Below are 24,644 nucleotides of genomic sequence, written 5' to 3' on the forward strand. Positions count from 1 at the left end.
ATTGTGTGGGAATTCCGTTGAGGCTGGCCCTCCACAGGTTATATGTGCTCGCCGGGAGGCAGGGTTCTCAAATCCCGTCATCTCAAGGTCAATCCGGCGCGCCAAGTTACCCCAAACAGGGGCGGGGGCGACCGGCTACGGCGGCGCAAGGGCAGCAGGGATCGAAAAGGCAAGATGACGACGAAGGTGACCGACATTCCGGAGGCGATCCAGGGCATTTCGGCCCATGTCCAGGCGCGGATCCTGGCGGAAGCGCTGCCCAACATGCTGCGCTACGACGAGCAGACGGTCGTCATCAAATTCGGCGGGCACGCCATGGGGGACCAGGCGCTGTCGGACGCCTTCGCCAAGGATATCGTCTACCTCAAGCTCTCTGGCGTGAACCCGATCGTCGTGCACGGCGGCGGGCCGCAGATTGCGACCATGCTGAACAAGCTCGAGATCAAGTCCGAGTTCGTGAACGGCCTGCGCGTGACGGATAAGCCCACGGTCGAAGTCGTCGAGATGGTGCTGGCCGGGCGCATCAACAAGGACATCGTGTCGGCCATCAACCGGCAAGGCGGCAAGGCGGTCGGCATCTGCGGCAAAGATGCCAACCTCATGATCGCGCGCAAGATCACCCAAATGGCCGATCCGACGAGCAGCGAGATCAAGGACGTCGACATCGGCTATGTGGGCGACCCGCTGCAGGTCAATCCGCACATCGTGGATGTCATCTCGAAGTCGGACCTCATTCCCGTTATCGCGCCGATCGGGATCTCTCCCGAGGGCGAAACGTTGAACATCAATGCCGATACGTTCGCATCAGCCCTTGCGGCGCGGCTCAAGGCCAAGCGCCTCTTGTTGCTGACGGACGTTGAAGGCGTGCTTGGCAAAGATGGTGAGCTGATCGCCGAACTCGCCGTCGAAGAGGCGCAAGAGCTGATCCGCAATGGCACCATCACGGGCGGCATGATCCCGAAGATCGAGGGTTGCATCGAGGTTGTGGAAGCGGGCGTCGAAGCCGTCGTCATCATCAACGGCAAGGTTCCGCACAGCGTACTGCTCGAGCTTTTGACCGATCACGGCGCGGGTACGCTTGTCGGACGCCGCAAGCCGAAAGCGAAGAAGGGCTGATGAGCGCAGAGCGCAAGATCTCGGGTTCGCAGCATCGCGAGCGTCCCGTCGTTCTCAAGCCGCGCCCCGGTGCCGAGCGCCGATGGTTCGAGCGCACGAACGCCTGGATCTTCGATCTCGACAACACGCTCTATCCGGCGGAGTGCAATCTTTTCGCGCAGGTCGATCACCGGATGGGTGAGTTCATCGCCCATTATCTCGGCGTTCCGTACGTGCACGCGCGGCATCTGCAAAAGAGCTACTATCGGCAATTCGGAACCACGCTGGCCGGGCTCATGGCGGTGCACAAGCTCGATCCGGCCGAGTTTCTCGCCTATGTGCACGACATCGATCTCTCGGTGGTGCCAGACGCGCCGGAGCTGCGCGCGGAGATCGCGAAGCTTCCGGGCCGGCGCTTGATCTTCACCAACGGCTCGCACCGGCACGCGGAGCGCGTGGCGGAAAAGCTCGGCGTGCTCGATCTCTTTGAGGACATCTGCGATATCGCCGCGTGCGAGTTCGTGCCGAAGCCCGAGGCGGAAGCGTTTCAGCGCATGATCAAGCGCCACGACGTCAAGGCCCAAGAGGCGGCGATGTTCGAGGACATGCCGATGAATCTTTCGGCACCGCACGAACTCGGCATGACGACCGTGCTCGTGCATTCGAGCTACGTGGATCATCCGGTCCAGGAAAAGATGAAGGCGTGGGCCGAGCTGCCGGATCACATCCACCACATGACTCTGGATCTGACGGGTTTTCTGTCGACCGGCCGTCACGCCGACGACCGAGGGCATCAATCCGGATGACCTTCCGGCCATAGCGACTTATTCTCTTCGCGGATCTTTGAGACCGGAGGTGAAGCTATGCACGTCGCAGATCGGAACAGCCTTGAGACTGCCGCACTGTCTCGCCGCTCGTTGCTTGCGGCGGGCAGCGCCGTGTTGGCCGGATCCGGGCTCATCGGATCGGCACGGAGCGCGCGGGCGCAAGACGATCCGCACGCCGGGCACATGGATCATTCGGCGCACGAGGGGCATGGCCAGCAAGCTTCGCAGCATCAGGCGTTGGCGGAAGCTGCGCTCGATTGCGTCGCGAAGGGCGAGGCGTGCGTGCATCATTGCGTCGGGCTCATGGAGAAGGGTGACAAGTCGCTCGCCGAGTGCCTCAAGAGCGTGCTTGCCATGATGCCGCTGTGTACGGCCGTGGTGCGGCTGGCGTCCCTCGATGCGCCGCGCCTCAAGGATCTCGCAAAACTCTGCGGCGAAGTGTGTGCGGAGTGCGAGAAAGTGTGCCGGAAACATGCCGAGCATCACGCCGTGTGCAAGGCGTGCGCAGAATCTTGCGCGGCGTTCGTCAAGGAGAGCAAGAAGCTGACGGGGTAAGTTAGCCCTGCTTCTCCCAGCGGCCACTTTCGGATTGGCGCCAGTAGGTGACCGCGCAGCCCGCGGTTTTGGCGGACTGCCACTGGCTGCGCGCTTTGTCTTTCGCGTCCTGGTCGTTGCCGTCGAAGAGGCAGACGATACGCACGAAACCGTTGAACGTCGTCATGTCGGCGCCGTCGACGAGGAAGCGGACCCCGGCGCCGTTCGGCGTTTCATCACCCGTGGTCAGGTAGATCGGTTGGCGCGAGGGATCGCCGTCGCGCGCGGTCCCATGCGGGAGGAAACTCGCGTCGTTGTACGTCCATAGCGCGAGGTCGAGCGCTTCAAGGCGTTCCGCACTTCCCGATTTAACGACTGCGCGCCAACCGCGCTCGAGGGTTCGCTCGAGAAGCGACGGCAGTACGCGCTCGAGCGGTTGTCGCTCGAGGTGATAAAAAAGCACCTCTGCTTTGTTCTCGCCGGTCACGTGTTGTCTCGCTCGAGAAAGTTGTCGAGAGGGTCTTGATGTTGGGGACTTGCTCCCCTATTTGTCGGGGTCCGGTGCGGCGCCATCAAGGGTGACGCCCGTGCGGGCGGTGAGCTAGGCAGCATCTTCGGGTTCGCTGCCATGTTCCCGCCCGCTGCGATTCACGGATACTTTTTCTTCAAATATTTCCTCGGGACCATGCCTGCATCGACGAGCGCGTCGAAGCAGCCTTTGCTGAGATTCCCGCGCTTACCCGCCAGCTCGATGCAATTGTGAAGCGCAGCGGATCCTACCTTGTAGCCCGGACAGTGGGTGTCGTAGTCGCCGCGGCAGGCATTCTCGACTTTCTTGCTGTACGCTGCAGCTTCGACAGTCAGCATGCTCGTCACGACTGCCGCGATCGTGAGGACCTTGAGAGTCTTGGTACAGAGAACCTCGGACATGCAAATTTCCTTCGCCATTGTCAGACGGTCTAACGGAGGCATGATCCCTTGCGGAGGCTAGCCTGCCGATAAGTACGGCACCAGCCGAATTCGTTGTGTAGTGCGCCGGATGCAATCAGCCGCGCCGTTTGGGTGCGAACGGATTGTTCCCGCCGCGAAGGTTCAGGCGGATGGGAACGCCGGGCAGGTCGAAGGCCTGCCGAAGGCTGTTGAGCAGGTATTTCTGGTAGGTCTTGGGAAGCGCATCCGGTCTCGAGCAGAAGGCCACAAAGGTTGGCGGGCGGGTCGACGGCTGCGTCATGTAGCGGATCTTGAGGCGACGGCCGGACGGTGCGGGCGGTGCGTGACGGGCGAGGGCTTCTTCAAGCCAGCGGTTGAGCTGCGGCGTGGGCACGCGGCGGTTCCAGGTCTCCGCGGCTTTGACAATCGCGCGCATCAGCTTGTCGAGGCCTTTTTCACTCGCGGCCGATATCGGAACCACGGCAACGCCCGGCACCTGAGCGAGCCCTATCTCGATTTTGGCAAAGAGGTCCTTCAGGACTTTCTGCTTGTCCTCAACCAGGTCCCACTTGTTGATGGCGATGACGATGGCGCGGCCTTCCTCGGTCGTGAGCTCGCCGATGCTGAGATCCTGGTGCTCAAGTCCGCGTTCGGGATCGATGAGGAGGACCACGACTTCGGCAAAGCGGATCGCGCGGACGGTGTCGCTCGTGGACAGCTTCTCGGCCAGCTCCGTGACCTTGGCCTTCTTGCGCAGGCCGGCCGTATCGAACAGGCGGATCGGCTGCCCGTTCCAGGTGATGTCGCTTGCAACGGAATCGCGCGTGAGGCCCGGCTCGGGCCCCGTGATCATACGGTCCTCGCCAAGGAGGGCATTGACGAGCGTTGACTTTCCGGCGTTCGGTCGGCCGACGATGGCCACGCGCAACGGGCGGTGGCGTTCCTCCGGTTCCTCTTCGTCCGCGATTTCATCGCCCTTGCGTGGCCGCTGTTTCGGTTTCATGCCGAGGGCCGCGAGCGCGTCGCGTTCGAGATCGCCGAGGCCCATGCCGTGCTCGGCGGAAATGGCGACCGGCTCACCGAAGCCGAGCTTGAAGGCTTCGTAGAAGCCTTCGTCGGATGAACGACCTTCGCACTTGTTGGCGATGAGCACGACCGGGCGGCCCGAAGCGCGGACGGTGCGCGCAAACGTTTCGTCGGTTGCTGTGACACCGGCCTTGGCGTCGATGACGAAGAGTACGAGATCGGCCAGCTCGATCGCGGCTTCCGTCTGCTGGCGCATGCGATCGGCAATCGATCCCTTGGCGGCAACCTCGAGACCGGCCGTATCGATAATCTTGATCGGGTGCCCGCCCAGCTCGGCTTCGCCCTCCTTGCGGTCGCGCGTGAGTCCGGGCAGGTCCGAGACGAGGGCGTCGCGGGTTCTGGTCAGGCGGTTGAACAGGGTCGACTTGCCGACATTGGGTCGGCCGACGATAGCGATTTTTGGGATCATTGCTTTGCTCGTGTCAGGGGCCGCTTATGGCCCGAAAACGCGGCAAAAGCAAAAGGGCCGAAGGGCGCAGGACTACTTGTGCCTTACGCCGAAAAGGTAAACGCCGCTCCTCAGTTGAGGGCAATCAGCTTGGCGGTGTCGGTGAGGACAAACATTTTCCCCTGGGCGACTACCGGGGGGATGTACACGGGATCGCCGATGCTCATCTGGCCCGTGACCCGGCCGGTGGCGGCCTCCACGCCGGCGAGCTGGCCTTCCTTCGAGGCGAGCCACAGAATGCCGTTCGCAAGCACTGGGCCGGTCCAGGTGTTGGACCCCGGCAGCTTGGTCGTCCACTGGACCTTGCCGTCCCGGCGATGGAGGGCCATCAGCTGGCCGGACGTGTCGACGACGAAGACGCTCTCGCCGGCAACGCAGGGCGGTTGCGTGCCTGGGATGCTTAACGACCAAAGACGTTCGCCCGTGGTGGCGACGGTCGCGACCATACGGCCGCCATGGCCAATCGCGAATACGGTGCCATTGTCGACCGCGGGCCGCGCGGCGTCGCTCATGGAGGCCAGCTGGGAGGTGGTGCGGGAGCGCGAGAGGCTTTCCGACCAGAGGCCACTTCCATCGGCCAAGCGGAGTGCAACAAGATCTCCCGAGGCGTACGGCACCACAACAACGTCGCCATCAATGGCGGGACTTGCGTTGAGGCCGAGGCTGGCTGCTTGGGGAAGACCACGCACAACCCAGAGCTCAGTGCCGTCCACGGCGGAGAGACAATAGAGCTTGCCCTCAATCGTGAGGACGAACACGCGCTCCTTGACGACCGTCGGCGCGGCGCGGACGGGAACGCCGAGCGATTTTTCCCAGATCCGGTTGCCGTTGGCGGGGTCGAGCGCGATGACCGTACCAAACCCGCTGGCCGCAAAGATGCGTCCGTTTTCGGCGGCAATGCCGCCACCGTAGCCGCCGCCGTCCTCGGCGGTGAGGTTCATGATGTTCTCGGTAATGGCCGCGAAGCCAGGGCCCTGCTTGTCCGTCGTGGGCGCGAGTGATGCGCGCCAGAGGGACGAGCCGCCCGATATCGAGATCGCGCTGACGGCGCCCTCGGAATCGAGGGTGAAAACGCGGCCGTCATAGACAATGGGGCTCGCCGACACGCGGCCGACTTTGCTGGTGCCACGGCCTACGCTGGCGCTCCAGGCCTGGGTCATGTTGCTGCCCGACAGGGCGAGGTTTCCGGGGGCGTTGTTGGGTTCGCCGCCGGGCTGAGACCAGGAGTCGTTGAGGCGCGGAGGTGGCACGACGATGGGACCGCTTGCCTCGGCAAGCTCCCCGATACTTTTCTCTTGGGCCGGGAGCACGGAAATGCGCTTGCCGGGAAGCGGCGGCACCGTCTCCTTGAACGGATTGAGTTCGCTCACCTTCGGGAGGCTCGGCAGGCTATCGGAGCAGCCACTCAGCAATAGGCCAGCCGACAACGCAACCATACCGAGGGCTGCGGTCCTGCCAACGCGATCGAGCGCCATATGGGGCCTCCGAAATCGGCCGTTAGTTAGGGAGCCGATGCGGGTTTCTCTGCGTCTCCTACGGGTGCAGAGACCTGACCCGAAACGGAGCTCGGCGTACCAGACAACTCAGAGGTGGCGATCTCGCCCATCAGCCGGTTGATCCGCTCGGACGCACCCCGCGAGAGGCCCGGGTCTGCGAGGAGTGGAGCAAGTGTCGTGCGCGCCTCGTCAAGCTTGCCGGCTTTCACCGCAGCGGTGCCGAGCAGCTCGCGAGCGGTGAAACGCCAGGGGCTATCGTCACCCGTCAATGGCTTGAGCCGATTCTGCATCTCGGTAAAGTCTGCTTCCCCCAAACGGAGGCTGGCGCCTTGTAAACGAGCGTAGTTTGCGAGCATCGGCTCTGTGGAGCTGTCGGAGGCCAGCTTGTCGAAAACAGAGAGCGCTTCCGCGGCCTTGTCCATTTTCAGATAGGCGCCAGCCTCGGACAGGCTCGCCAGCGCGGCGTAGCCCTTGGGACCGCTCGCGGAGAGAGCCTGGAACGCCTTGGCCGCCTCTTCCGTCTTGCCGGAATTCATGAGGGCCGTCGCCGCTTCGAATTCGGCGCCTGCGGCATTGGCATTGGCGATGCGTTGGCTTTCCCACAGCTTGGCGCCGGCAACGAGCGCAATGAGGGCAACGGCCAGGATGATGAAATACGTGCCGTAGCGTTCCCAGAGCTTCTGGAATTTCTCCCGGCGCAGCTCCTCTTCAACCTCGCGGAACAGCGCGTCGTTCTTGTCGACCATAAAACCGTGCCTCAAATTCTTGTTCGTTCTACCCGGCCGAAACGCACGGTCAGGCGGCTGTTTGAGCCTGTGTGATAGCCCGTTAGCCCCGACGAGAGCAAATGTTGTGAGGGCGGCTCCCGACCTTCCTCGACGGATATGGCTAAGTGCCCAGCTTTTTCGGCTTTTTCGTGGCTTGGGGCGGGGGGCTAGGCCGTTCTTCTGCCTCGTCTTTCATCGCGTAAGTGTGTTCCGCAGCGGGAAAGCGCCGCTCGCTCACATCCTCTGCGTAAGCCCGGATGGCATCCTCGATGGCCGTCGCCACGGCGCCGAATTTCCTGACGAACTTGGGTACGCGTGGCGACAGGCCCAGCATATCCTCCATGACGAGGATCTGGCCATCGCATACGGAAGACGCGCCAATGCCAATGGTGGGAACGGCGATCTGTTCCGTGATGCGCGCCGCCAGCGGCGTGGCCATTGCTTCCAGAACGATGGCGAACGCCCCTGCGTCGGCCAACGCGCGCGCGTCTTCCTCAATGGCGGTCCACTGATCGCGTGTCAGCCCCTGTGTCTTGAAACCGCCGATGACGTTGATCGATTGCGGCGTCAACCCGATGTGGCCCATCACGGGAATGCCGCGGTCCACGAGATAGCGCGTGGTTTCCGCCATGCGTCGCCCGCCCTCCAGCTTGACGGCGCCGCAATCGGTCTCCTTCATCACGCGCGCGGCATTACGGAATGCTACCGAGGGGCTCTCTTCGTAGGAGCCGAACGGCATGTCGACGGCGACCAATGCGCGCTTAGCGCCGCGTACGACCGCGCGGCCCTGGACAATCATCATGTCGAGGGTCACCGGAACGGTCGTTTCAAAGCCGTGCATGACCATGCCGAGGCTGTCGCCTACGAGTAGGAAGTCGCAATATTTGTCAGCAATTGCGGCCGTGTGCGCATGATACGATGTTAGCGCAACGATCGGCTTTACCCGTTTCATGGCGGTGATGTCGGGCGCCATCAGACGGCGGGAGAGCGGGTGGAGCGACATGGTCTTCGGGACATCTCCAGTGCAGTCAATTCGATGACCCTACCCCTCGCAGCTCGGAGATGCCATGGGCGCATTGATCCAGCGTCAACGGATTCTCCGTTGAGATTGAGCCACACCTTTGCGTTGGATCGTCTGCCAACGGCGTCTTTCTTTTGGTGCGGATAAAACTCGTCTGATACTCTTAGAGACTTGCTAACCAGACGTTAGGCGAAGGTCGCTAATCCTTGTCGTAACTGGCTTTTTGCTGATTCGACCTCGAGGGATGGTTGTATCGTGCCGCAATATTCAAAAAACTCATTTCATTCATTTGTCCCGCAAGCGGGTCTCCGTTTCACCAGTCTCCTGGCCCTGGCCCTGATCGTCGGGGGCGCGGGAGTTCCGCGCGCGGAGGCTCAGGGCTTCTTCGGCGCGTGGGACGGCCCCCCGCCGAAAGTCAAAAAGGTGAAACGCCTTCCGTCGGCCGTTTCGCAGGACGACGAGGATGGCCGGTCGTCGGCGAAGGGCAAGAAATCTAAATCCGCCGAGACCACCGAACGGGCGTCGTCCGGTCCGCTGGTCATCAGCGTATCCCTCAACCGGCAGCGGCTCACCGTATTCGATGCAAACGGACCGATCGCCGAGTCGCCGATTTCGTCGGGCCGGGTCGGATATTCGACTCCGGCAGGCGTCTACACGGTGCTCGAGAAGAGGCGGATGCACCATTCGAACCTCTACTCCGGCGCGCCGATGCCGAACATGCAGCGCATCACGTGGTCGGGCATCGCTCTGCATGCCGGCGTGCTTCCCGGCTACCCGGCGTCGCACGGCTGCATTCGGTTGCCGCAAGGTTTCTCGAAGAAGCTCTTTGGAATGACCAAGAACGGCACGCGCGTCATCGTCACGCGCGATTCCGTAGTTCCGGTTCCCATCGCACACGATCGTCTGTTCGTGGCATTTCCGCCCGAGGCGGATCTCGTCACTGGCAGCGTGGATGGGAAAGAGACGCAAGTCGCCGACGCCTCGATGGGAACGGCGGGTTCCTCTTCCACGGCCGTATCGGCTGCTCTCGGCCTCACGACGGTAGCTGCCGCGGAAAGTGTCGGTCAGCCGTTGGCTACGCCTCAATTGAGCTATCGAGAGCGGCGGCGTGTTGAAGCGGAGAAGCTCAATCTGGAAATCCGCACGGCCGGCTACGAGAAGGTCGAAAAATCGATCCTGCTCACGCAGGCCCAGAAGGCTGCAGCGATTGCGCGTGAGCCCTACATGAGCGCGCGTTCGGACGACGAACGGCTTGCCGGGGATCTGGCAGAACTCGAACAGGTGCTCTCCATGGCGGAGCACGAGCTTGCCGATCTCAAGTCGCCGCCCGCGGAGCCGACGGGCAAGCGCAAGGGCAAGAAAGACGCAAAGAAACCCATGGACGAGTCCAAGCGGATCGCAAAGATCGTGGCACTCGAAGCCAAGGTTGCGCGCCTTCCTTCGGAGATCGAAGCCACGCGGGCTGCTTGGGAGCAGGCCCATACCGCCGTCCAGGCTGTGGAAGCTGTTGCTCTTGAAGCCGAGGACAAGCGGCGTGCGGCGATGACAGCGCTGGCCGAAGTCCAGTCGCGGCTGTCGCAGGCCCTCGCCAAGGAGCAGGCGGCCAAAAAGCTCGAAGCCAAACGCAATCTTCCCGTCTCGGTGTTCATCAGCCGCGCCAAGCAGCGGCTCTACATCCGGCAGGGATACGACGACATTCTCGACGTGGCCGTGACGTTCGATCGTCCCGACGAGCCCGTCGGTACGCACGTCTTCACGGCGCTGGCGTTCACGGAGCAGAAGACAGCGATGAGGTGGAGCGTCGCTTCCGTTCCCTACGATCCGTCGCGCAGTTCGAAAAAGAAGGACAAGTCCGGCAAAGCCAAATCGGGCGAGCCTGTGGTCCAAGTTTCCAGAGCGGTCCAAACGCCGCAAGCCGCGCTCGATCGCATCACCGTTCCCCAAGAGGTTCGGGACCAGATCGCGGATGTGATGAAGCCCGGTTCCTCGGTCGTCATCTCAGACCTCAGCATCGGCAACGAGACCGGCGAGTATACCGACTTCATCGTTCCGATCCGCTAGCCGGTACGAACCCGGAGGCGATTAAGGCCCGCGCTGCGGGCCTTAATCGTTTGAGGTCACGGAAAGGCGCGTCGCCTTCTTGGTCACACGCCGGCCGAGCGCCTTGCGGCGCCGATGAGCTTTCCGAGCTCGGGCTTCGCGGTCACGGAGCGAAGCTGACGATGGGCACGCCAATCAGCGCGCCATGGCCCCAGAACATCATGAAAGCATAGAGCGCCAGGCCGCCGACAACGACCAGGATGTCGTTGAGAGCGCCTGCCGGGCTCGCGGGCGGGCCGGCTGCGGGGCGGCGTTTCACGGAAATGCGGTCGTAGACGGCGAACGCGAGGAAACTTCCGAACAGTACGATCGAGCCGAGATCGCCGTTCACCAGAAGGTGCGCCAGCGCCCAGAATTTGATGGCCGCAAGCATGGGATGCTTTGCTGCAGTGCGAATGCGCGACGGGATGCACGCGGCGACGAGCAGGATCATGGCCGGGAGCATCAGCAGAAACGCGATGTGGCGCGTCCACGACGGCGGATCCCACAGCACCGGATTCTTGCCGGGCATCACCTGAAGCTTGTGATAGCCCAGCACAATCAATGCTAAAGCGACAACCGACAGGACGGAAAATGCGATCTTGTAAGCTGGTTCGCCAAAGCGTTCGGCCAAGCCCTGGCGCAGGCTGGGGGATGTTGGAACTAGGTGGATAGCGAAGAAGAGCAGCAGGCCGAGCATTAACGGAAGCATGCGAAAATTCCCCCAAGTGACAGTGTGAAAGCGAAACCCTGGCCACGCTCGCGGGTTGTGGAGCGAGATTGACCCGATGCCTCGGTTATTAGCATAATCGCCATCGGGCGGAACGTGTGCGTGTGAGGCCCTCATGGCGGTCACAGAAGGTTGGATGGAAAAGACTTGGCGCTCCGGCGATAGCGGACGTGGAAATCCGCATATTGCGAAGCGTTCGCTCAAGGCTGCGCTCTCTGACGCCGGTCTAGGAGACCCTCCTGCAAAGGGCCCCGATCGGCGAGAACCGATAGAACGCGTGCCGCCGACCAGCGCCTCGGTCACGGCACCGCCGTTTCGGGACAGTGTGCGCCCGCCACTGGCCGCTCGACGCGTCGCTCATGTTGTGGACCAGGTGAAAATCACAGCGGTGCCGCAGCAGTCCTCGCGAGGGGTGGTTTCGCCGCCGCCCTGGTTAAGGGAAGCCCGGCGCGGACGTATCCACGCCTTCCTGCTCAACACATTCGGATGGACGATGGCGCTCGTGGTCGCCGGCTCAATCATTGGAGTGGCCGGGCGTTACCTTGCCGTCACACCACCCGGCGTGGAAACCATGCAGACGGCCCGCCAGTAGGCCCAGTCCCACGGCCTTCCGCAGTATTGCGATGACCGTAACCCGCAGGTCGCGGCGGGTATTTGGCGAATCAGGTAATCGGTCCGTTCTCGTGAATTTCGCAGGATGCTGCGCCGATGACCCCTGCCCTTGACGTGACACGGTCCGAGCGCGGTGGCGGCGTGGCCATCGCGCACCCGCAGCGCGATGCACCAGGCGCTGAACGCGCGCGCCTGTCGGTGGTGCCGACTGATGCGCGCGCGGCCGATCAGCTCGTGCAAACGATGCGTCTCGTCAAGGCGGCGCGCTTCAACGCGGCTGCGCGGCTCGAGACGAAGCAAGCCGTCTCGCTCTTCACGCAATCGATCGTGGCGCTCTATTTCGTGGGACTCGCGGTGTGGCAGGCCGTCTACGTGGGCCAGATCGATGACGCGACCAACCGGCTCATGACGTTCGTGCAGCTCGTGTCGTCGGTGTTCACTCTGATGCTCGGCCTGCTCGAGGCGATGAACGACTACAAGATGAAGGCGCACCACCTGCAGAATTGTGCGCTTGCTGTTTCGGAACTCGCTCAGGAGCTTCGGATTGCGCGACCCACGGATGTGCAGGAGGTGCAGGCGTTCCGCCGCCGCTACAACGATGCGCTGCGCGCCTGCCCGGTCAACCATGACCGCATCGACTTTCTGTTCGCGAAGCTCGAAGAAACAGCGGCCGATCGACCTGCGCGCGTGATGCTCTCGATCCGCCACGCGCTCGACGTCTACGGGCTCTACGTGCTGTTTCTCGCCGTGCCGCCGCTCATTTGGTGGGTGCATCAGTAACAGGAACGGCCGGTGGCTGTGCTGCTACCGGTGTCGGTTGGGGCGCTTCGGGAGCAGGTGCTGAAGATACCGGAGGCCCGGCGGGCGTCGGTTGTGGCGGAGAGGCTGTTGGGACCGTGCCTTTGACGCACGCGTCGCGAATGCGGGTTTCCGCCAGTGCCTTCGTTTCCGCGAACTCGCCGCTGAATGGAATGAACGTCAGCCGTGTCAGCTTGTAGAGCTCGTTGGTGAAGGTTGCGCCGCAGTCGAGTACGTACTGGTGCAGCTCGGCCATGCGGCATGTCTCAAGCACGGCTTTGGCATCCTGATTGGCAATGCGTGCGTCGTAGGCCTTCGTTATGCAGCGGTCGACATCGGCCATCGCTGCGATGAGGTGATCTTCGAAGATTGGCTCGAGTGCCGAAAACTTGAGATCGCCTGCCGCCTCGCGGATCGCGAACAGGTTCAGCATCACGTTCTTGTTCCAGTCGACGTAGGCTTCGTCGTAGGTCTGCTTGCGGTGGCGCACCTCCTCGATGTCGGCGTTGCGGCGGATGGCAGATGCGACCATGCCCGCGCGGGTGCGGCGTTCGTAGACGAGATTGGCGATGGTCTCGATGGCTTGGCGGCGGCTCTGGTATGCCGAATAGGTCTGGGCCAGCCAGGCGCCGACGGAGGCGGTGATGATGCCGTTGATGGCGGCGGAGGCGAGTGCGAATGTGATGAGCTGGCGACGCGACAGGCGGGCGTGACGCAGAAGACCCCTCGACATGCCCCCTCCCCCGGTTGCCGTCTCTCTTGTGTCAGCCTCCGGTCACGCTCATGTGACGCGCGACGGCTGGCTTCTGCTGGCGCCGGTCTATGACGAAATCATGCCCTTTGGGTTTGCGCGCGATGGCCGCATCGATGGCCTCGAAGAGCAATCCGTTCTCGGGGCTGGCGCGAAGCGGCGCGCGCAGGTCCGCGGCGTCTTCCTGGCCGAGGCACATATAGAGTGTGCCGGTGCAGGTGACGCGCACGCGGTTGCAGCTCTCGCAGAAGTTGTGTGTCATCGGCGTGATGAAGCCGAGGCGGCCGCCGGTCTCCTTGATGCGAACATAGCGCGCCGGGCCGCCGGTGCGGAACGGAATGTCCTCAAGCGTCCAGCGGTCCAGAAGCCTCGCGCGGACGATGGAGAGCGGCAGGTATTGGTCGGTCCGGTCGCCTTCGATGTCGCCCAGCGGCATGGTTTCGATCAGCGTCAGGTCATGCCCTTCACCGTGCGCAAAGCGGATGAGGTCGTCGATCTCGTCCTCGTTGACGCCCTTGAGCGCGACGGCATTGATCTTAATGCCGATGCCGGCGCGCTTCGCGGCTTCGACGCCTTTCAAGACCGTTGTGAGATCACCCCAACGGGTGATGGTTTTGAACTTATGCGGATCCAGCGTGTCGATCGACACATTGATGCGCTCGACCCCGGACGCCTTGAGGTCGATTGCATACTTTTCGAGCTGGCTGCCGTTGGTGGTTAACGTCAGTTCGTCGAGGCGTCCGGACTCGCGGTGACGCGACAGCGATTTGAAGAGCGAGATGATGTTTTTGCGCACGAGCGGTTCACCGCCGGTGATGCGCAATTTCCTGACGCCCTTGGCAACAAAAGCAGAGCACAGGCGATCGAGCTCCTCCAGCGTCAGCAAATCCTTCTTGGGCAAGAAGGACATGTGTTCGCTCATGCAATAGACGCACCGGAAGTCGCAGCGGTCCGTCACCGAGACGCGCAAATAGCTCACATGCCGACCGAAAGGGTCGATGAGGTTGGGTGCGGGGGCCGATTGAACTTCGCCAAAGCCTGTCGGTGTCGTGAGGGTCATATCTCGTCCAAATCGCCGTCCGCTCCGGCGATCTGCGGTCCGCCATCGGACGATGGAGAAGGCCGTGTCACCGTTGTGTCATGCGCGGATCTTCAGATGGTAAAGTAGCGAGGTTGGCGCCGACATCAAGCCCATCCGTACTTGTGTCGTAAGCTTGCGCGCGATACTGCTTAGCGCAAACGCTCAATAAAGAAGGGCGAAGTCAAGGACTTCGGGGGGAAGGGAACGCAGATGGCGACCACCAGCAATGCTGCAATCGGGGCACAGCCCGGTTGGCTCGACCGAGAGGCGATCGTTGCCAAGCCGGGTTTCAATCGATGGATGGTGCCGCCGGCGGCGCTCTGTATTCATCTCTGCATTGGCATGGCGTACGGCTTCTCGGTGTTCTGGAAGCCGCTGCAAGGGGCGCTCATTGGAGCCGATGGCAAACCGCTTCCCGAGTGCTCGGCCGGTGCTGTGACGTTCGGCGAGAAGGCGGTCGGAACGGCGCGTGCGCTGTTTGCCACGGACTGCAACTGGAGCCAGTTCGATCTCGGCTGGATGTATACCTTCTTCTTCGTGCTTCTTGGTGTTTCCGCTGCGATCTGGGGCGGCTGGCTCGAGCGCGCTGGGCCGCGCAAAGCGGGTCTCGTTTCGACGATCTGCTGGTGCGGCGGTCTCCTGATCGCGGCCTTCGGCGTCTACACGCATCAGTTATGGCTGATGTGGCTCGGCTCCGGCGTCATCGGCGGCATTGGTCTCGGCCTCGGCTACATCTCTCCTGTCTCTACGCTTATCAAATGGTTTCCGGATCGTCGCGGCATGGCGACGGGCATGGCCATCATGGGCTTCGGCGGTGGCGCGATGATCGGTTCGCCGCTCGCAACACTGCTCATGGACAAGGTCTTCAAGACCCCGACCGAGCCCGGCGTCTGGCAGACGTTCGTCGCGATGGCGGCCATCTATGCCGTGTTCATGACCATCGGCTCGTTCCGCTATCGGATCCCTCCCGTGGGTTGGAAGCCTGAAGGGTGGACGGCGCCGGTCAACGGAAAGGCCATGATCACGAGCAATCATGTCCATCTCGACAATGCACACAAGACATCGGCGTTCTGGCTGATCTGGCTCGCACTCTGCCTCAATGTCTCGGCTGGCATCGGTATCATCGGTGCTGCCTCGCCCATGCTGCAGGAGACGTTCGGAGGCGCCCTCGTCGGGCAGGCGGGGCTCGGGTATCTCGATATGAAGAAGGATGCCGCACTGGCCGCAACGGCCGCGGCTGTCGGTGCCGGCTTCGTCGGGATTATCTCGCTGTTCAATATTTTCGGCCGCATCTTTTGGGCCTCCTCCTCGGATTTCCTGGGACGCAAGACGACCTACTTCATCTTCTTCACGCTCGGCGCCGCGCTCTATGTGTTGGCCGCGTCGGCCGCAGATTGGAAGCTCTTGTCGCTGTTCGTTCTGTGCTTCTGTGTCATCGCTTCGATGTACGGCGGCGGCTTCTCCACTGTCCCCGCCTATCTTGCGGACATCTTTGGCACGCAGTTCGTTGGCGCCATTCACGGACGGCTGCTGACAGCCTGGTCAACGGCCGGCATCGTGGGACCGGTGATCGTCAACTATCTGCACGATACGCGGTACGCAGAAGGCATCGCACCCGATAAGCTTTACGGCCAGATTTTCTACATCCTGGCCGGTTTGCTGGTCGTCGGTTTCATTGCGAACCTGTTGATACGGCCGGTCGACCCGAAATGGCACATGAGCGAGGAAGAAGTTGCTGCCGAGCAGGCCAAGCTCAAATCGGTGGCGGTGACGGAGACCACAGGCTCGTTTGGAATCGGCAGGGGCGGCCTCGACGCGAAGGCGGTTTTGTTCTGGACGCTGGTTGGCGTGCCGCTTGCTTGGGGTGTTTGGCAGACAGTCGAGAAGACGCTCGTGTTCTTCCGTTAAGCACACAGGCCTCTCGCGGGAGGCCTGAGACGTGGAACGGCAGTTTTGGGGGAAGGTGGGGAGCGTGGCCGCAATCGTGGCCACGCTCCAATTCTTTCATCAGATTGGTTGGCCGCATGGCGGCGCCGCGCGCAAGTCCGAAACTGCTCCGATGGGGACATCGATTGCGCTGGCCGTTCCGCAGCGGGCGCGGCTGGTTCGCATTCCAGATGACGCTGCCGAGCAGCTGGAAATCGAAGCGCCGCGGATGAACGCGAGCTTCGGGGGAGTGGCTGCGCTTGTGCTAGTTGGATTTGCGGGCGCTCTCTGGTTCGCAACCCGCGGGCGGCTGTGTCTGCAGACGCGCTAGGAACGCTGTCTTCAGCTCGGCACCATTCGATCCAGCCAACGGAGCTTGTCCGCATCCGAGTGCGCGCGCGATTGCCTTGGCGGCGATGAGTTCGTCGTCCTTGGAGTCGAGCAGGACTAGCGTGGCAACTCCGTCCGTTTTTGCCTTCTCTTCAGGTGTTGCCGCAGGGATGGATGCAACAAACAAAAGTTCTTTTGTATTCGTTGCAATCGCCGTTAGCATGTCGAGATATTTGCGCGTTCCATCAAGTGGAACCAACGCGATCCGCGCCGGTGTACGTTGTGTGAAGGCGCTTGCTTTCCCCAACGGGGAAGGCCCTCCCCAATCGACGCCGACCATCACGATGCGAACTCCGCCAGACGTGGCCGCAGCTAACGCATTTTTTGTCCCTTTTCCGTCCCTACGGTAAGGGCGCTGATCCCCATATGCAGCGTCCATAGCAATCGCTTCGCCTTCGCCATCGCGGGCTAGGATCAAGGCAAGCTCTGTATTCTTGTAGTCAAACCCGTCGGAGACAACCGCGATAGGTGTCCCGCCAGGGTCGCGACCTGGCGCGATCACGGGATCATCGACCATGACATGAGAGCCCATTAGAGAAAGGAGCAAGAGAGCCAGGCAAGCGCGGCTTATCTTTCTCATGCTTGCTCCATCCGCTCGGGAAGTGCGCCGGCCGTCAGCAGAATGCCGACGAGGCCTTCGACGTCATCAAGATTGAAGACCGGCACACGCGCGATGCGGATCTCGTGATCGGATGCGATGGCAAAAACGCCGGGATCGCTTCCTGCCAGCGGCGCACCCGGACCTTGGTCGGTTCTGCGAACCTCGATCTTCTTGATCGGTTCGTGCTTGTAGCCTTCAACAATGACGATGTCTGTCGGGCCTAGGCGGGCGAGCACTTCCGGCAGCGTCGGTTCGATCCCGGTGGGGCGCTCGCCGAGCACCGCCCAGCGTTTTGGCGAAACGACTGCTACCTCTCGCGCACCCGCATCGCGATGGCGCGCGCTGTCGGTGCCGCCCTTCTCGAACGTCACATCATGGTGGCTATGTTTGACGGTGGAAACGGAGAAGCCGCGTGCTGTGAGCGCTTTGACGAGCCGTTCGACAAGCGTGGTCTTGCCGGAGTTCTTCCAACCTGCAACGCCGACGATGAAGGGTGCCCGCTCGGTCATGGTGTCGAGCCTGCGCTTTGTGCGAGGGCCCTCTCCGCGACGGCGAGATCCTCGGGAGTGTTGACGTTGAAAAACGGATCGATCGTTTGTCCCCCGATGTCGAGATCCGGAAACGGAATGGCTACGGCCCCCAAGGCGTCGACCATGGTCTCGACCTTGCGCTCGCCGCGCGCGAGTGCCTTCTCGATGGTGGCTGCGGCTTCGATGCGCCAGAGTCCGATTACGTGATGGCGCCGGCCTTGCGATTGGGCGACTGCCACGCGTGCCTCGGGATGTCGGGTGAGGGCTTCGTCGAGCCTTCGTACGAGGTCGGCAGGAACGAACGGGGCATCGGCCGATACGCTGGCGACCGCGCGTGTGCCGCGCTGGTGTCGCGCGAACCAATGAAGTGCGGCCACAACGCCCGCCAAGGGGCCGGGAAAATCGGCGGTCTCGTCCGGCACCACCGGATGCCCGAGGAACGCAAAGCGTGAAGGGTCGCCGTTGGCATTCACGATTAGGGGGCCCACCTGTGGGCCCAAGCCTTCGGCGACGCGCTGAATCAGGGGTCGCCCTGCTACATTGAGCAGCGCCTTGTCTCTGCCTCCCATGCGCCGGCTCAGCCCGCCGGCCAGCACCACACCCGCAATTTCGTCCGTCATTGGCGGTCTCGTGCTAGTGTGATGATCGAGAAATTCGCCATATCTGGCCGCGAGGGACCGAACGAATTTCTCGATCTGAATCACACTAGCAAATCCTGGACTTTCTAGTGTCCCTTTGATTCCGAAGTTCGCTTGGTACCTAGCCGCGAAATTCGGGCGAACTTCGGAATCGGGACACTAGGCGGCCGACCTGGCGCCGATCAGACCCTACTCGGCCGTACCGGGAGCGCAACAGGCTCGCGCGTTTTGGGTTTCGCGATCCGGCTGACATCGGAAGGGCACCCCGTCTATAGTCCGCCCGCCGAAGCGGGCAGGGGACCTCAATGACGAAACTCAATCGCCGCAAATTCCTGACGGTCGCAGGCGTGGGAGGCGCGGCGGCGACTGTTGCCGCATGCGACGAGCCGACGGCCCCGGCAGTGGTCGAAAGCATGCCGAAGCTGTCATGGCGGTTGACCTCGAGCTTTCCGAAATCGCTCGACACCATTCACGGCGCCTCGGACGTCTTCGCCAGGTCGGTGAGCGAAATGACCGACGGCAAGTTCTCGATCCAGGTCTTCGCGGCCGGCGAGATCGTGGGCGGCTTGCAGGCTGCGGACGCCGTCTCGGATGGCACGGTCGAAATCGCGCATACGGCTTCGTACTACTACTGGGGTAAGGATCCGACGTTCGCGCTGGCGACATGCGTGCCGTTCGGTCTCAACTGCCGCATGCAGAACGCCTGGATGTACGAGGGCGGCGGCATCGACCTCATGAACGAGTTCTATCAGCGCTACAACATATACGGCCTGCCGGGTGGCAATACCGGCTCGCAAATGGGCGGCTGGTATCGCAAGGAGATTCATACGCCGGAGGATTGGAAGGGTCTCAAGATCCGCATCGGTGGTTTTGGCGGGGCGATCATGTCGCGGCTCGGAGCGGTGCCGCAGCAGATCGCGGGCGGCGATATTTATGCCGCGCTCGAGAAGGGCACGATCGATGCGGCGGAGTGGGTTGGCCCCTACGACGACGAGAAGCTCGGCTTCTATCGCGTGGCTCGGAACTACTACTATCCGGGCTGGTGGGAAGGCCAGGCCATGCTCCATTTCTTCATCAATCTCGAGAAATGGAACAGCCTGCCGAGAGCATATCAGGCTGTGATCCGGAGCGCCGCGCAGACGGCCAATACCATCATGATGGCGCGGTACGACATGCAAAATCCGGCAGCGCTACGCCGCTTGGTCAAAGCCGGTGCAATCCTAAGGCCGTTCTCGGAGCCGGTGCTGGATGCCTGCTTCAAAGCGTCGAACGACGCCTACGCTGAGCTTTCCGCCAAGAATCCTCAGTTCAAGAAAACCTACGACGCCATGATCGCGGTGCGTGCCGAGGACTACCTTTGGTTCCAGCTTTCGGAGCACACCAGCGACACCTACATGATGATCCAGCAGCGCAAGAATGCGCTGTGAGGCGAGGTTAGACGCTTATGCGAGCAGCGTGCGGACTGCCGCCCGGATCTGCTCGAGGGTGAACGGCTTGAGAATGATGCCGAGGTTCGGCGAGTTCAGAGCTTTCGCGCGTTCGAGTTCTTCGGCGAACCCCGACATGAGCAGAAGTTTCAGGTCCGGTGCGCTGCTGATTGCGCGGCGGGCGAGGTCAATGCCGTCGATCCCCGGCATATGCACATCGGAGACCAAAAGATCGAATTTCTTCGCAGCCGAGGTGAGAACGTCGAGAGCTTCGCTGCCGTCTTGCGTCAGGTCCACGTTGTGTCCGTCCGATTCAAGGGCGCGTTTGACGAGATCACGCGTCGCTTCGTCGTCGTCGGCCAGAAGAATGTGCGCCATCCCCGTTCTCCCCAGACACCAAGCCGGCGGAGTGCCAGCTCGCTTTTATTCCAATGCCGACTCCCAAGCGCATGTCCACCACTCCGAACTGAGCGTCAGTCCCGAGCCATGCGGCCGACGAACGGCAGCTCACGATACCGATGGGCAACGTCCATGCCGTAGCCGACGACGAACTCGTCCTTGCCTTCGAAGGCCCAGAAGTCCGCCTGGACGTCGACCGCGCGCGGCACCTTCTTGTCGATCAGCACGCAGGTGAGGATCTCTTTCGCGCCGCGGGCCGAGATCAGGTCCTTTGCGAAAACCAGCGTCCTGCCCGAGTCGAGCACGTCGTCGATCAGGAGCACGTTTCGATCCTCGACGCTGAGGTCCAGGTCGCGCAGGATCTCGACCTTGCCGGAGGATGTCTTGCTTTTGCGGTAGCTGGAGAGCGTCAGGAAATCCACCTCGGGCTCGAGACCCGTGCGGTGGAGGGCGCGAATAAGATCGGCAGCAAAGACGAAGCTGCCTTTGAGGACGGCGACGACGAGAAGTCGCTCGAGCTTTCGGCCTGAGATCTCCCGGGCGAGCTCCTCCAAGCGGGCGGCGATGTTGTCCGCGGAGTAGATGACCTCGACTTCAGATGCGGCAGCTCTTTCTTCCGTCATGTCGGTTCCTTGCCGGTCCTTTCGTGCGCGATTGCCTGGTTACGGGCCCAAAATCTGAAAAACCCCCGAAATCATGCCTTTAGGCCGCGGGGCCCGGCTAGCCCGGGGTTTTACGGAAGCATCCTGTACAGTCACGCTCAAGGTATCAAGTGCTCCGTACCTGAGCGCAACGGGGAGGCAGAGATGTTTGTACATGCCGCCGCCATATTCGTAACCGATTGATACTCCGCTCGCCTTCCCGCATATAGGCGCGCGAGCATAAGGCGTAACTCTACAAGCTCAATCCCGGAGCGAGTCGTTCGTGATACGATTGACGAATGTCGGCCTCAAATACGATCGAGGCCCTGAGATCCTTTCGGAGGTCAACTTTCACCTCCGGCCTGGCTCATTCCACTTCCTGACCGGGCCATCGGGTGCCGGCAAGACGTCGCTCTTGCGGTTGCTCTTCATGTCGCTTCATCCGACGCGCGGCCAGATCCAGCTTTTTGGCCAGGATGTGAGCCGTATCACGACAAGCAAGCGTGCCCCCCTGAGGCGCCGGATCGGCATTGTGTTCCAGGATTTCCGGCTGCTCGAACATCTGACAACCTGGGAAAACGTGGCACTGCCGCTGCGCGTGATCGGCAAACGCGTCGACGATTACAAGGAAGACGTGACGGACCTCCTGCAGTGGGTCGGGCTCGGTGACCGCATGCACGGCTACCCCTCGGTTCTCTCGGGCGGCGAGAAGCAACGCGCTGCGATCGCGCGCGCGGTGATCGGAAAACCCGAGCTGCTGCTTGCCGACGAGCCGACCGGTAACGTCGACCCGCAAATGGCCCGGCGTCTCCTGCGCCTGTTCATTGAGCTCAACCGGCTTGGGACATCAGTTCTGATCGCGACCCACGATCATCAGCTGATGCGACAGTTCAAAGCCCCTCGACTGGAGTTGCACGACGGCCATGTCCGGATCGTATGATCGCCCCGACCGACCAGCGTTGCGCGGGCTCGATCCCAATCGTGCACCCGAGTACGACCCGTATGACGACGGCTCCGTCGTGACGCAGGGCGGACGCGTGTCGACCCAAGCGCGCGAGCGTACGGACCACGATCGAACCTACGACACCGACGCCATCACGGTGGGGGAAAGCGCCCTCAGGACCGATTACGAACGCCATTCCGGCCCGGATGTTTACGCGCCGATGCGCGAGCCGCGCAAAGCGCAATCGATGACTGCGCCGATCGTGCCGGCGGGTTCGGTGACCGGCCGCTCGCTCACGCTCGTCATCACCATCATGTGTTTTCTGGCCTGCCTCACGGTGGGCACCGTCTACATGATCCGCCAGTCCGCCAACGCTTGGCTCCGCGATATCGCGAGCGAGGTGACCGTCCAGGTGCAGGCCAAGGACGGCACGGACGCCGACAAGCTGACGCAACAGGTCGCCACCTACCTTGGCCAGCAAAGCGGTATCAGCAAGGTAACGGTCCTGTCCGCTGCGGAGTCGGCTGGACTGCTTGAGCCCTGGCTTGGGCCCATCGACGATCTCAACGCCCTGCCTCTTCCGCGCCTCATCGCGCTTGAGCTGGACCGGGCCGTGCCGCCGAACCTCGATACGGTCCGCTCCGGCCTCTCCGGTCAGTTTCAAGGGGTCACGCTCGACGACCATCGCCGCTGGCAGCTGCAGATCATGACGATCACCAACAGTTTCGCGCTCGGCGGCATGGCGATCCTGGCGCTCGTTGCCATGGCGACCACGGCCATTATCGTTTCGGCCACCAAGAGCTCGATGGCTTCAAACCGGGAAATCGTCGAGGTGCTGCACTTCGTCGGCGCAACCGACCGGTTCATCGCGCGTGAGTTCGAGAAGCACTTCCTGAGACTCGGCGTCAGGGCGGGGCTCGTAGGAGCGGCCCTGGCGCTCTGCGTCTTCCTGCTGATGCCGACCATCGTTCAAATCATGGGCGGCGGGTCGATGACGCTCACCGAGCTGCACCGGCTGGTGGGATCCGGGGCGCTCGATATGGCGGGCTTCGTGCTGATGGGGATCGTCGTCGTCGTGATCGCGGCGCTCTGTATGCTTACTTCCCGCTTTGGTGTGTTTCGCATTCTCAACAGCAAGCATTGATTGAGGACAAGCTCCGGCGCCGGTTAAGTATCAACGTACGCCGGCTCAAGGACTGTCACACGAGAGGCCAAAATCGGCTATTCTCCTTCGGGAGCGGACTTCGCACGGGGGAGGCTGCTGCCGGACAGAGGCGGTCCGCACATGAGGCCGGGTGGGCAGGTATGAGTCCGAGACGATTTCTGATTGGTTTCGCTGGAGCAGCGGCAGCGCTGTTCGCGTTCGGATTCGTCCTATTCGCAAATGCCGTGATGCGCGATCCCGAAGTGCAGAACGTGCATGCTGATGGGATCGTCGTGCTGACCGGCGGGCAGACGCGCATCACGGAGGCGGCGAAGCTGCTGCAGGACGGTCGCGGACAGCGTCTCCTCATCTCGGGCGTGAACCAGAAGACCGGGCGGCCTTCGCTGCTCAAGATCTCCGGTCTCGACGAGAAGATTTTCCAGTGTTGCGTCGATCTCGGATATGCGGCGCTGAATACCGTCGGCAATGCCGAGGAAACGCGGCGCTGGGCGGAAGCACTCGGCTATGATCGCCTGATCGTCGTGACCGCGAGCTACCACATGCCGCGCAGCCTCGCGGAACTTGCGCGTGTGATGCCGAACATCCAGCTGGTGCCGCATCCGGTTGCGCCCGATGGTCTCAGGCGCAAGGTCTGGTGGCTCGATGCCGCCACGACGCGTCTGCTTGCGTCCGAGTACATCAAGTTCTTGCCGGCTGCGGCGCGGCTGGTGGCGGAACGCGGCCTCTCGCCCTGGCAGGCCACGTCATTGACGGCCTCTTCGGGTACGCCCCAGAAATCCTAGGGTCGTTCCGGTTTTAGTTGATCGAGGACCGACCCTAGTTCTTAGTTTTGTCGTGCTTCTTTTCGGAAAACCGGTTCCCACTTTTCCGGAAGCACTCTCGAGCAATAAGGCTGGACATTGAATTGGTGGTCGGATTGATAGGGATCCGGCGCACCGGGCGCCTGTCTTTCATCTCGCCGCACCCCATGCTTCTGACCCTTCGTTCGATCCTTTTTGCCATCGCCTTCTACGTGACCACGGCCCTGTTCCTGGTGCTCGGTTCGTGGCTGCTTTTCGCGCCGAGAAGCTGGGCGATGGCCGGTCTGCGCACACACGCCATCGTGTGCGTGTGGTTGCTGCGCGTCATCGCCGGGACGAAGCTCGAAGTGCGCGGGCATGACCAGCTTCCGAAGGGGGCCTGTCTCGTCGTGTCCAAGCATCAATCGGCTTGGGATACTTTTGGGCTTGTGCCGCTGTTTCGTGACCCTGCCATCGTGCTCAAAGACGAGCTCAAGTGGATCCCGTTCTACGGCTGGTTTTGCGTGAAGTTCGAGCACATCCTCGTCAAACGCGACAGGGCCGCGAAGGCGCTCAAGGCGATGATCGCGGATGCCCAGATCCGCAAGGCTCAGGGCCGGGAGATCGTGATTTTCCCCGAGGGAACCCGCCAGGCCCCGGGTGCGCCCCCTGACTACAAACCGGGCTATGTCGCCCTCTACGAAGCCCTTGAGCTCCCGTGCGTGCCGCTTGCGCTCAATTCCGGGCTCTTCTGGCCGCGCCGTCAGTTCCTGCGCTACCCGGGCACGATCGTGGTCGAGTTTCTCGATCCGATTCCGGCTGGCCTGCCGCGAAAAGAGTTTCGGGAGTTGCTCGAGGCGCGTCTCGAGGCGGCGGCCCAGAAGCTAGTGCTGGAAGGGCAGCGGAACCTGGACGAGAACGAATAAGAACTAAAAGAGAACATTTGTTTG

The 24,644-nt window shown here is 62.3% G+C and carries 26 protein-coding genes; 12 read left to right on the forward strand and 14 right to left on the reverse strand.

All coding sequences use genetic code 11. The annotated features are described in order from the left end of the window. Positions 1–174: 174 nt before the first annotated feature. Genes argB through VHO05_RS09150 form a run of 3 tightly spaced genes read left to right on the forward strand, consistent with a single transcriptional unit; the run spans position 175 to position 2,477 of the window. Positions 175–1,116: an acetylglutamate kinase gene (gene argB, locus VHO05_RS09140; protein WP_329646277.1), complete on the forward strand. Its 942-nt coding sequence runs from the start codon at positions 175–177 to the stop codon at positions 1,114–1,116. Beyond that, positions 1,116–1,901: a pyrimidine 5'-nucleotidase gene (locus VHO05_RS09145; RefSeq protein ID WP_329646278.1), complete on the forward strand. Its 786-nt coding sequence runs from the start codon at positions 1,116–1,118 to the stop codon at positions 1,899–1,901. The genes argB and VHO05_RS09145 overlap by 1 nt, the downstream gene beginning before the upstream one ends. Before the next feature lie 57 nt (positions 1,902–1,958). Then, positions 1,959–2,477: a four-helix bundle copper-binding protein gene (locus VHO05_RS09150; protein WP_329646279.1), complete on the forward strand. Its 519-nt coding sequence runs from the start codon at positions 1,959–1,961 to the stop codon at positions 2,475–2,477. A gap of 1 nt (position 2,478) precedes the next feature. On the opposite strand, the gene VHO05_RS09155 is transcribed toward VHO05_RS09150, so the two are convergent. From VHO05_RS09155 to panB, 6 genes are all read right to left on the reverse strand, one after another. Beyond that, the gene (locus VHO05_RS09155; RefSeq protein ID WP_329646280.1) at positions 2,479–2,943 is read right to left on the reverse strand and encodes a DNA polymerase III subunit chi; all 465 of its coding nucleotides are present in this window, start codon (positions 2,941–2,943) and stop codon (positions 2,479–2,481) included. Between the two features lie 161 nt (positions 2,944–3,104). After that, positions 3,105–3,386 carry a hypothetical protein gene (locus tag VHO05_RS09160; RefSeq protein WP_329646281.1) on the reverse strand — a complete coding sequence of 94 codons (282 nt, stop codon included), beginning with the start codon at positions 3,384–3,386 and terminating at the stop codon, positions 3,105–3,107. 115 nt (positions 3,387–3,501) lie between these two features. After that, positions 3,502–4,881 carry a ribosome biogenesis GTPase Der gene (gene der / locus VHO05_RS09165; protein WP_329646282.1) on the reverse strand — a complete coding sequence of 460 codons (1,380 nt, stop codon included), beginning with the start codon at positions 4,879–4,881 and terminating at the stop codon, positions 3,502–3,504. 110 nt (positions 4,882–4,991) lie between these two features. After that, complete coding sequence (locus VHO05_RS09170) at positions 4,992–6,395, reverse strand: PQQ-binding-like beta-propeller repeat protein (RefSeq protein WP_329646283.1); 1,404 nt, start codon at positions 6,393–6,395, stop codon at positions 4,992–4,994. 26 nt (positions 6,396–6,421) lie between these two features. Further along, positions 6,422–7,162 (reverse strand): tetratricopeptide repeat protein, encoded by a 741-nt coding sequence (locus tag VHO05_RS09175; RefSeq protein ID WP_329646284.1) that lies wholly within the window; start codon positions 7,160–7,162, stop codon positions 6,422–6,424. A 142-nt stretch (positions 7,163–7,304) separates the two neighbouring features. Beyond that, positions 7,305–8,186, reverse strand: a complete 882-nt coding sequence (panB, locus tag VHO05_RS09180; protein WP_329646285.1) for a 3-methyl-2-oxobutanoate hydroxymethyltransferase — start codon at positions 8,184–8,186, stop codon at positions 7,305–7,307. A gap of 273 nt (positions 8,187–8,459) precedes the next feature. Between panB and VHO05_RS09185 the strand changes: the two genes are divergently transcribed. Beyond that, positions 8,460–10,265: a L,D-transpeptidase family protein gene (locus tag VHO05_RS09185; RefSeq protein WP_329646286.1), complete on the forward strand. Its 1,806-nt coding sequence runs from the start codon at positions 8,460–8,462 to the stop codon at positions 10,263–10,265. Between the two features lie 142 nt (positions 10,266–10,407). Here VHO05_RS09185 and VHO05_RS09190 read toward each other — a convergent pair whose 3' ends face one another. Continuing rightward, a complete protein-coding gene (locus VHO05_RS09190) occupies positions 10,408–10,995 on the reverse strand; it encodes an NnrU family protein (protein ID WP_329646287.1) in 588 nt (195 codons plus the stop codon). A 133-nt stretch (positions 10,996–11,128) separates the two neighbouring features. Here VHO05_RS09190 and VHO05_RS09195 point away from each other — a divergent pair, with 133 nt between their 5' ends. Both VHO05_RS09195 and VHO05_RS09200 read left to right on the forward strand, forming a co-directional pair. After that, on the forward strand, positions 11,129–11,605 hold the full coding sequence (locus tag VHO05_RS09195; RefSeq protein ID WP_329646288.1) for a hypothetical protein: 477 nt from the start codon (positions 11,129–11,131) through the stop codon (positions 11,603–11,605). A 116-nt stretch (positions 11,606–11,721) separates the two neighbouring features. Then, the gene (locus tag VHO05_RS09200; RefSeq protein WP_329646289.1) at positions 11,722–12,405 is read left to right on the forward strand and encodes an SLATT domain-containing protein; all 684 of its coding nucleotides are present in this window, start codon (positions 11,722–11,724) and stop codon (positions 12,403–12,405) included. Here the strand turns inward: VHO05_RS09200 and VHO05_RS09205 are convergent. Both VHO05_RS09205 and moaA read right to left on the reverse strand, forming a co-directional pair. Next, positions 12,383–13,156, reverse strand: coding sequence for a hypothetical protein (locus VHO05_RS09205; protein WP_329646290.1), 774 nt, complete (start codon positions 13,154–13,156; stop codon positions 12,383–12,385). The genes VHO05_RS09200 and VHO05_RS09205 overlap by 23 nt on opposite strands. Before the next feature lie 31 nt (positions 13,157–13,187). Beyond that, the gene (gene moaA / locus VHO05_RS09210) at positions 13,188–14,234 is read right to left on the reverse strand and encodes a GTP 3',8-cyclase MoaA (RefSeq protein ID WP_329646291.1); all 1,047 of its coding nucleotides are present in this window, start codon (positions 14,232–14,234) and stop codon (positions 13,188–13,190) included. 231 nt (positions 14,235–14,465) lie between these two features. Here moaA and VHO05_RS09215 point away from each other — a divergent pair, with 231 nt between their 5' ends. Continuing rightward, the gene (locus VHO05_RS09215) at positions 14,466–16,163 is read left to right on the forward strand and encodes an OFA family MFS transporter (RefSeq protein ID WP_329646292.1); all 1,698 of its coding nucleotides are present in this window, start codon (positions 14,466–14,468) and stop codon (positions 16,161–16,163) included. Positions 16,164–16,446: 283 nt separating this feature from the next. Here VHO05_RS09215 and VHO05_RS09220 read toward each other — a convergent pair whose 3' ends face one another. From VHO05_RS09220 to mobA, 3 genes are read right to left on the reverse strand one after another with little or no spacing between them, the layout of a single operon-like run. Further along, positions 16,447–17,151 carry a hypothetical protein gene (locus VHO05_RS09220; protein ID WP_329646293.1) on the reverse strand — a complete coding sequence of 235 codons (705 nt, stop codon included), beginning with the start codon at positions 17,149–17,151 and terminating at the stop codon, positions 16,447–16,449. Further along, on the reverse strand, positions 17,148–17,681 hold the full coding sequence (gene mobB, locus VHO05_RS09225; RefSeq protein WP_329646294.1) for a molybdopterin-guanine dinucleotide biosynthesis protein B: 534 nt from the start codon (positions 17,679–17,681) through the stop codon (positions 17,148–17,150). Before mobB ends, VHO05_RS09220 begins: the two co-directional genes overlap by 4 nt. Then, positions 17,678–18,322 (reverse strand): molybdenum cofactor guanylyltransferase MobA, encoded by a 645-nt coding sequence (gene mobA / locus VHO05_RS09230; RefSeq protein ID WP_329646295.1) that lies wholly within the window; start codon positions 18,320–18,322, stop codon positions 17,678–17,680. Before mobA ends, mobB begins: the two co-directional genes overlap by 4 nt. 323 nt (positions 18,323–18,645) lie before the next feature. On the opposite strand from mobA, the gene VHO05_RS09235 reads away from it, so the two are divergent. Beyond that, positions 18,646–19,767 carry a TRAP transporter substrate-binding protein gene (locus tag VHO05_RS09235; protein WP_329646296.1) on the forward strand — a complete coding sequence of 374 codons (1,122 nt, stop codon included), beginning with the start codon at positions 18,646–18,648 and terminating at the stop codon, positions 19,765–19,767. Between the two features lie 15 nt (positions 19,768–19,782). On the opposite strand, the gene VHO05_RS09240 is transcribed toward VHO05_RS09235, so the two are convergent. Both VHO05_RS09240 and hpt read right to left on the reverse strand, forming a co-directional pair. Beyond that, on the reverse strand, positions 19,783–20,145 hold the full coding sequence (locus VHO05_RS09240) for a response regulator (RefSeq protein ID WP_329646297.1): 363 nt from the start codon (positions 20,143–20,145) through the stop codon (positions 19,783–19,785). A 95-nt stretch (positions 20,146–20,240) separates the two neighbouring features. Next, on the reverse strand, positions 20,241–20,789 hold the full coding sequence (gene hpt, locus VHO05_RS09245) for a hypoxanthine phosphoribosyltransferase (protein WP_329646298.1): 549 nt from the start codon (positions 20,787–20,789) through the stop codon (positions 20,241–20,243). A gap of 301 nt (positions 20,790–21,090) precedes the next feature. Between hpt and ftsE the strand changes: the two genes are divergently transcribed. The 4 genes from ftsE (at position 21,091) to VHO05_RS09265 (ending at position 24,620) form a co-directional block, all read left to right on the forward strand. Continuing rightward, positions 21,091–21,747 carry a cell division ATP-binding protein FtsE gene (ftsE, locus tag VHO05_RS09250; RefSeq protein WP_329646299.1) on the forward strand — a complete coding sequence of 219 codons (657 nt, stop codon included), beginning with the start codon at positions 21,091–21,093 and terminating at the stop codon, positions 21,745–21,747. Further along, on the forward strand, positions 21,731–22,894 hold the full coding sequence (locus VHO05_RS09255) for an ABC transporter permease (protein WP_329646300.1): 1,164 nt from the start codon (positions 21,731–21,733) through the stop codon (positions 22,892–22,894). Before ftsE ends, VHO05_RS09255 begins: the two co-directional genes overlap by 17 nt. 161 nt (positions 22,895–23,055) lie before the next feature. Then, positions 23,056–23,697, forward strand: a complete 642-nt coding sequence (locus VHO05_RS09260) for a YdcF family protein (protein WP_329646301.1) — start codon at positions 23,056–23,058, stop codon at positions 23,695–23,697. A gap of 125 nt (positions 23,698–23,822) precedes the next feature. Beyond that, complete coding sequence (locus tag VHO05_RS09265; RefSeq protein ID WP_329646302.1) at positions 23,823–24,620, forward strand: 1-acyl-sn-glycerol-3-phosphate acyltransferase; 798 nt, start codon at positions 23,823–23,825, stop codon at positions 24,618–24,620. Positions 24,621–24,644 lie beyond the last annotated feature (24 nt).

The sequence above is a fragment of the Hyphomicrobium sp. genome, assembly GCF_036262015.1.
GTDB lineage: Bacteria > Pseudomonadota > Alphaproteobacteria > Rhizobiales > Hyphomicrobiaceae > Hyphomicrobium_C.

Coding starts and splice junctions, on each gene's coding strand:
- argB (WP_329646277.1), top strand. CDS start 175: ATGACGACGAAGGTGACCGACATTCCGGAGGCGATCCAGGGCATTTCG.
- VHO05_RS09145 (WP_329646278.1), top strand. CDS start 1,116: ATGAGCGCAGAGCGCAAGATCTCGGGTTCGCAGCATCGCGAGCGTCCC.
- VHO05_RS09150 (WP_329646279.1), top strand. CDS start 1,959: ATGCACGTCGCAGATCGGAACAGCCTTGAGACTGCCGCACTGTCTCGC.
- VHO05_RS09160 (WP_329646281.1), bottom strand. CDS start 3,386: ATGTCCGAGGTTCTCTGTACCAAGACTCTCAAGGTCCTCACGATCGCG.
- der (WP_329646282.1), bottom strand. CDS start 4,881: ATGATCCCAAAAATCGCTATCGTCGGCCGACCCAATGTCGGCAAGTCG.
- VHO05_RS09170 (WP_329646283.1), bottom strand. CDS start 6,395: ATGGCGCTCGATCGCGTTGGCAGGACCGCAGCCCTCGGTATGGTTGCG.
- VHO05_RS09175 (WP_329646284.1), bottom strand. CDS start 7,162: ATGGTCGACAAGAACGACGCGCTGTTCCGCGAGGTTGAAGAGGAGCTG.
- panB (WP_329646285.1), bottom strand. CDS start 8,186: ATGTCGCTCCACCCGCTCTCCCGCCGTCTGATGGCGCCCGACATCACC.
- VHO05_RS09190 (WP_329646287.1), bottom strand. CDS start 10,995: ATGCTTCCGTTAATGCTCGGCCTGCTGCTCTTCTTCGCTATCCACCTA.
- VHO05_RS09195 (WP_329646288.1), top strand. CDS start 11,129: ATGGCGGTCACAGAAGGTTGGATGGAAAAGACTTGGCGCTCCGGCGAT.
- VHO05_RS09200 (WP_329646289.1), top strand. CDS start 11,722: ATGACCCCTGCCCTTGACGTGACACGGTCCGAGCGCGGTGGCGGCGTG.
- VHO05_RS09205 (WP_329646290.1), bottom strand. CDS start 13,156: ATGTCGAGGGGTCTTCTGCGTCACGCCCGCCTGTCGCGTCGCCAGCTC.
- moaA (WP_329646291.1), bottom strand. CDS start 14,234: ATGACCCTCACGACACCGACAGGCTTTGGCGAAGTTCAATCGGCCCCC.
- VHO05_RS09215 (WP_329646292.1), top strand. CDS start 14,466: ATGGCGACCACCAGCAATGCTGCAATCGGGGCACAGCCCGGTTGGCTC.
- VHO05_RS09220 (WP_329646293.1), bottom strand. CDS start 17,151: ATGAGAAAGATAAGCCGCGCTTGCCTGGCTCTCTTGCTCCTTTCTCTA.
- mobB (WP_329646294.1), bottom strand. CDS start 17,681: ATGACCGAGCGGGCACCCTTCATCGTCGGCGTTGCAGGTTGGAAGAAC.
- mobA (WP_329646295.1), bottom strand. CDS start 18,322: ATGACGGACGAAATTGCGGGTGTGGTGCTGGCCGGCGGGCTGAGCCGG.
- VHO05_RS09235 (WP_329646296.1), top strand. CDS start 18,646: ATGACGAAACTCAATCGCCGCAAATTCCTGACGGTCGCAGGCGTGGGA.
- VHO05_RS09240 (WP_329646297.1), bottom strand. CDS start 20,145: ATGGCGCACATTCTTCTGGCCGACGACGACGAAGCGACGCGTGATCTC.
- hpt (WP_329646298.1), bottom strand. CDS start 20,789: ATGACGGAAGAAAGAGCTGCCGCATCTGAAGTCGAGGTCATCTACTCC.
- VHO05_RS09255 (WP_329646300.1), top strand. CDS start 21,731: ATGTCCGGATCGTATGATCGCCCCGACCGACCAGCGTTGCGCGGGCTC.
- VHO05_RS09260 (WP_329646301.1), top strand. CDS start 23,056: ATGAGTCCGAGACGATTTCTGATTGGTTTCGCTGGAGCAGCGGCAGCG.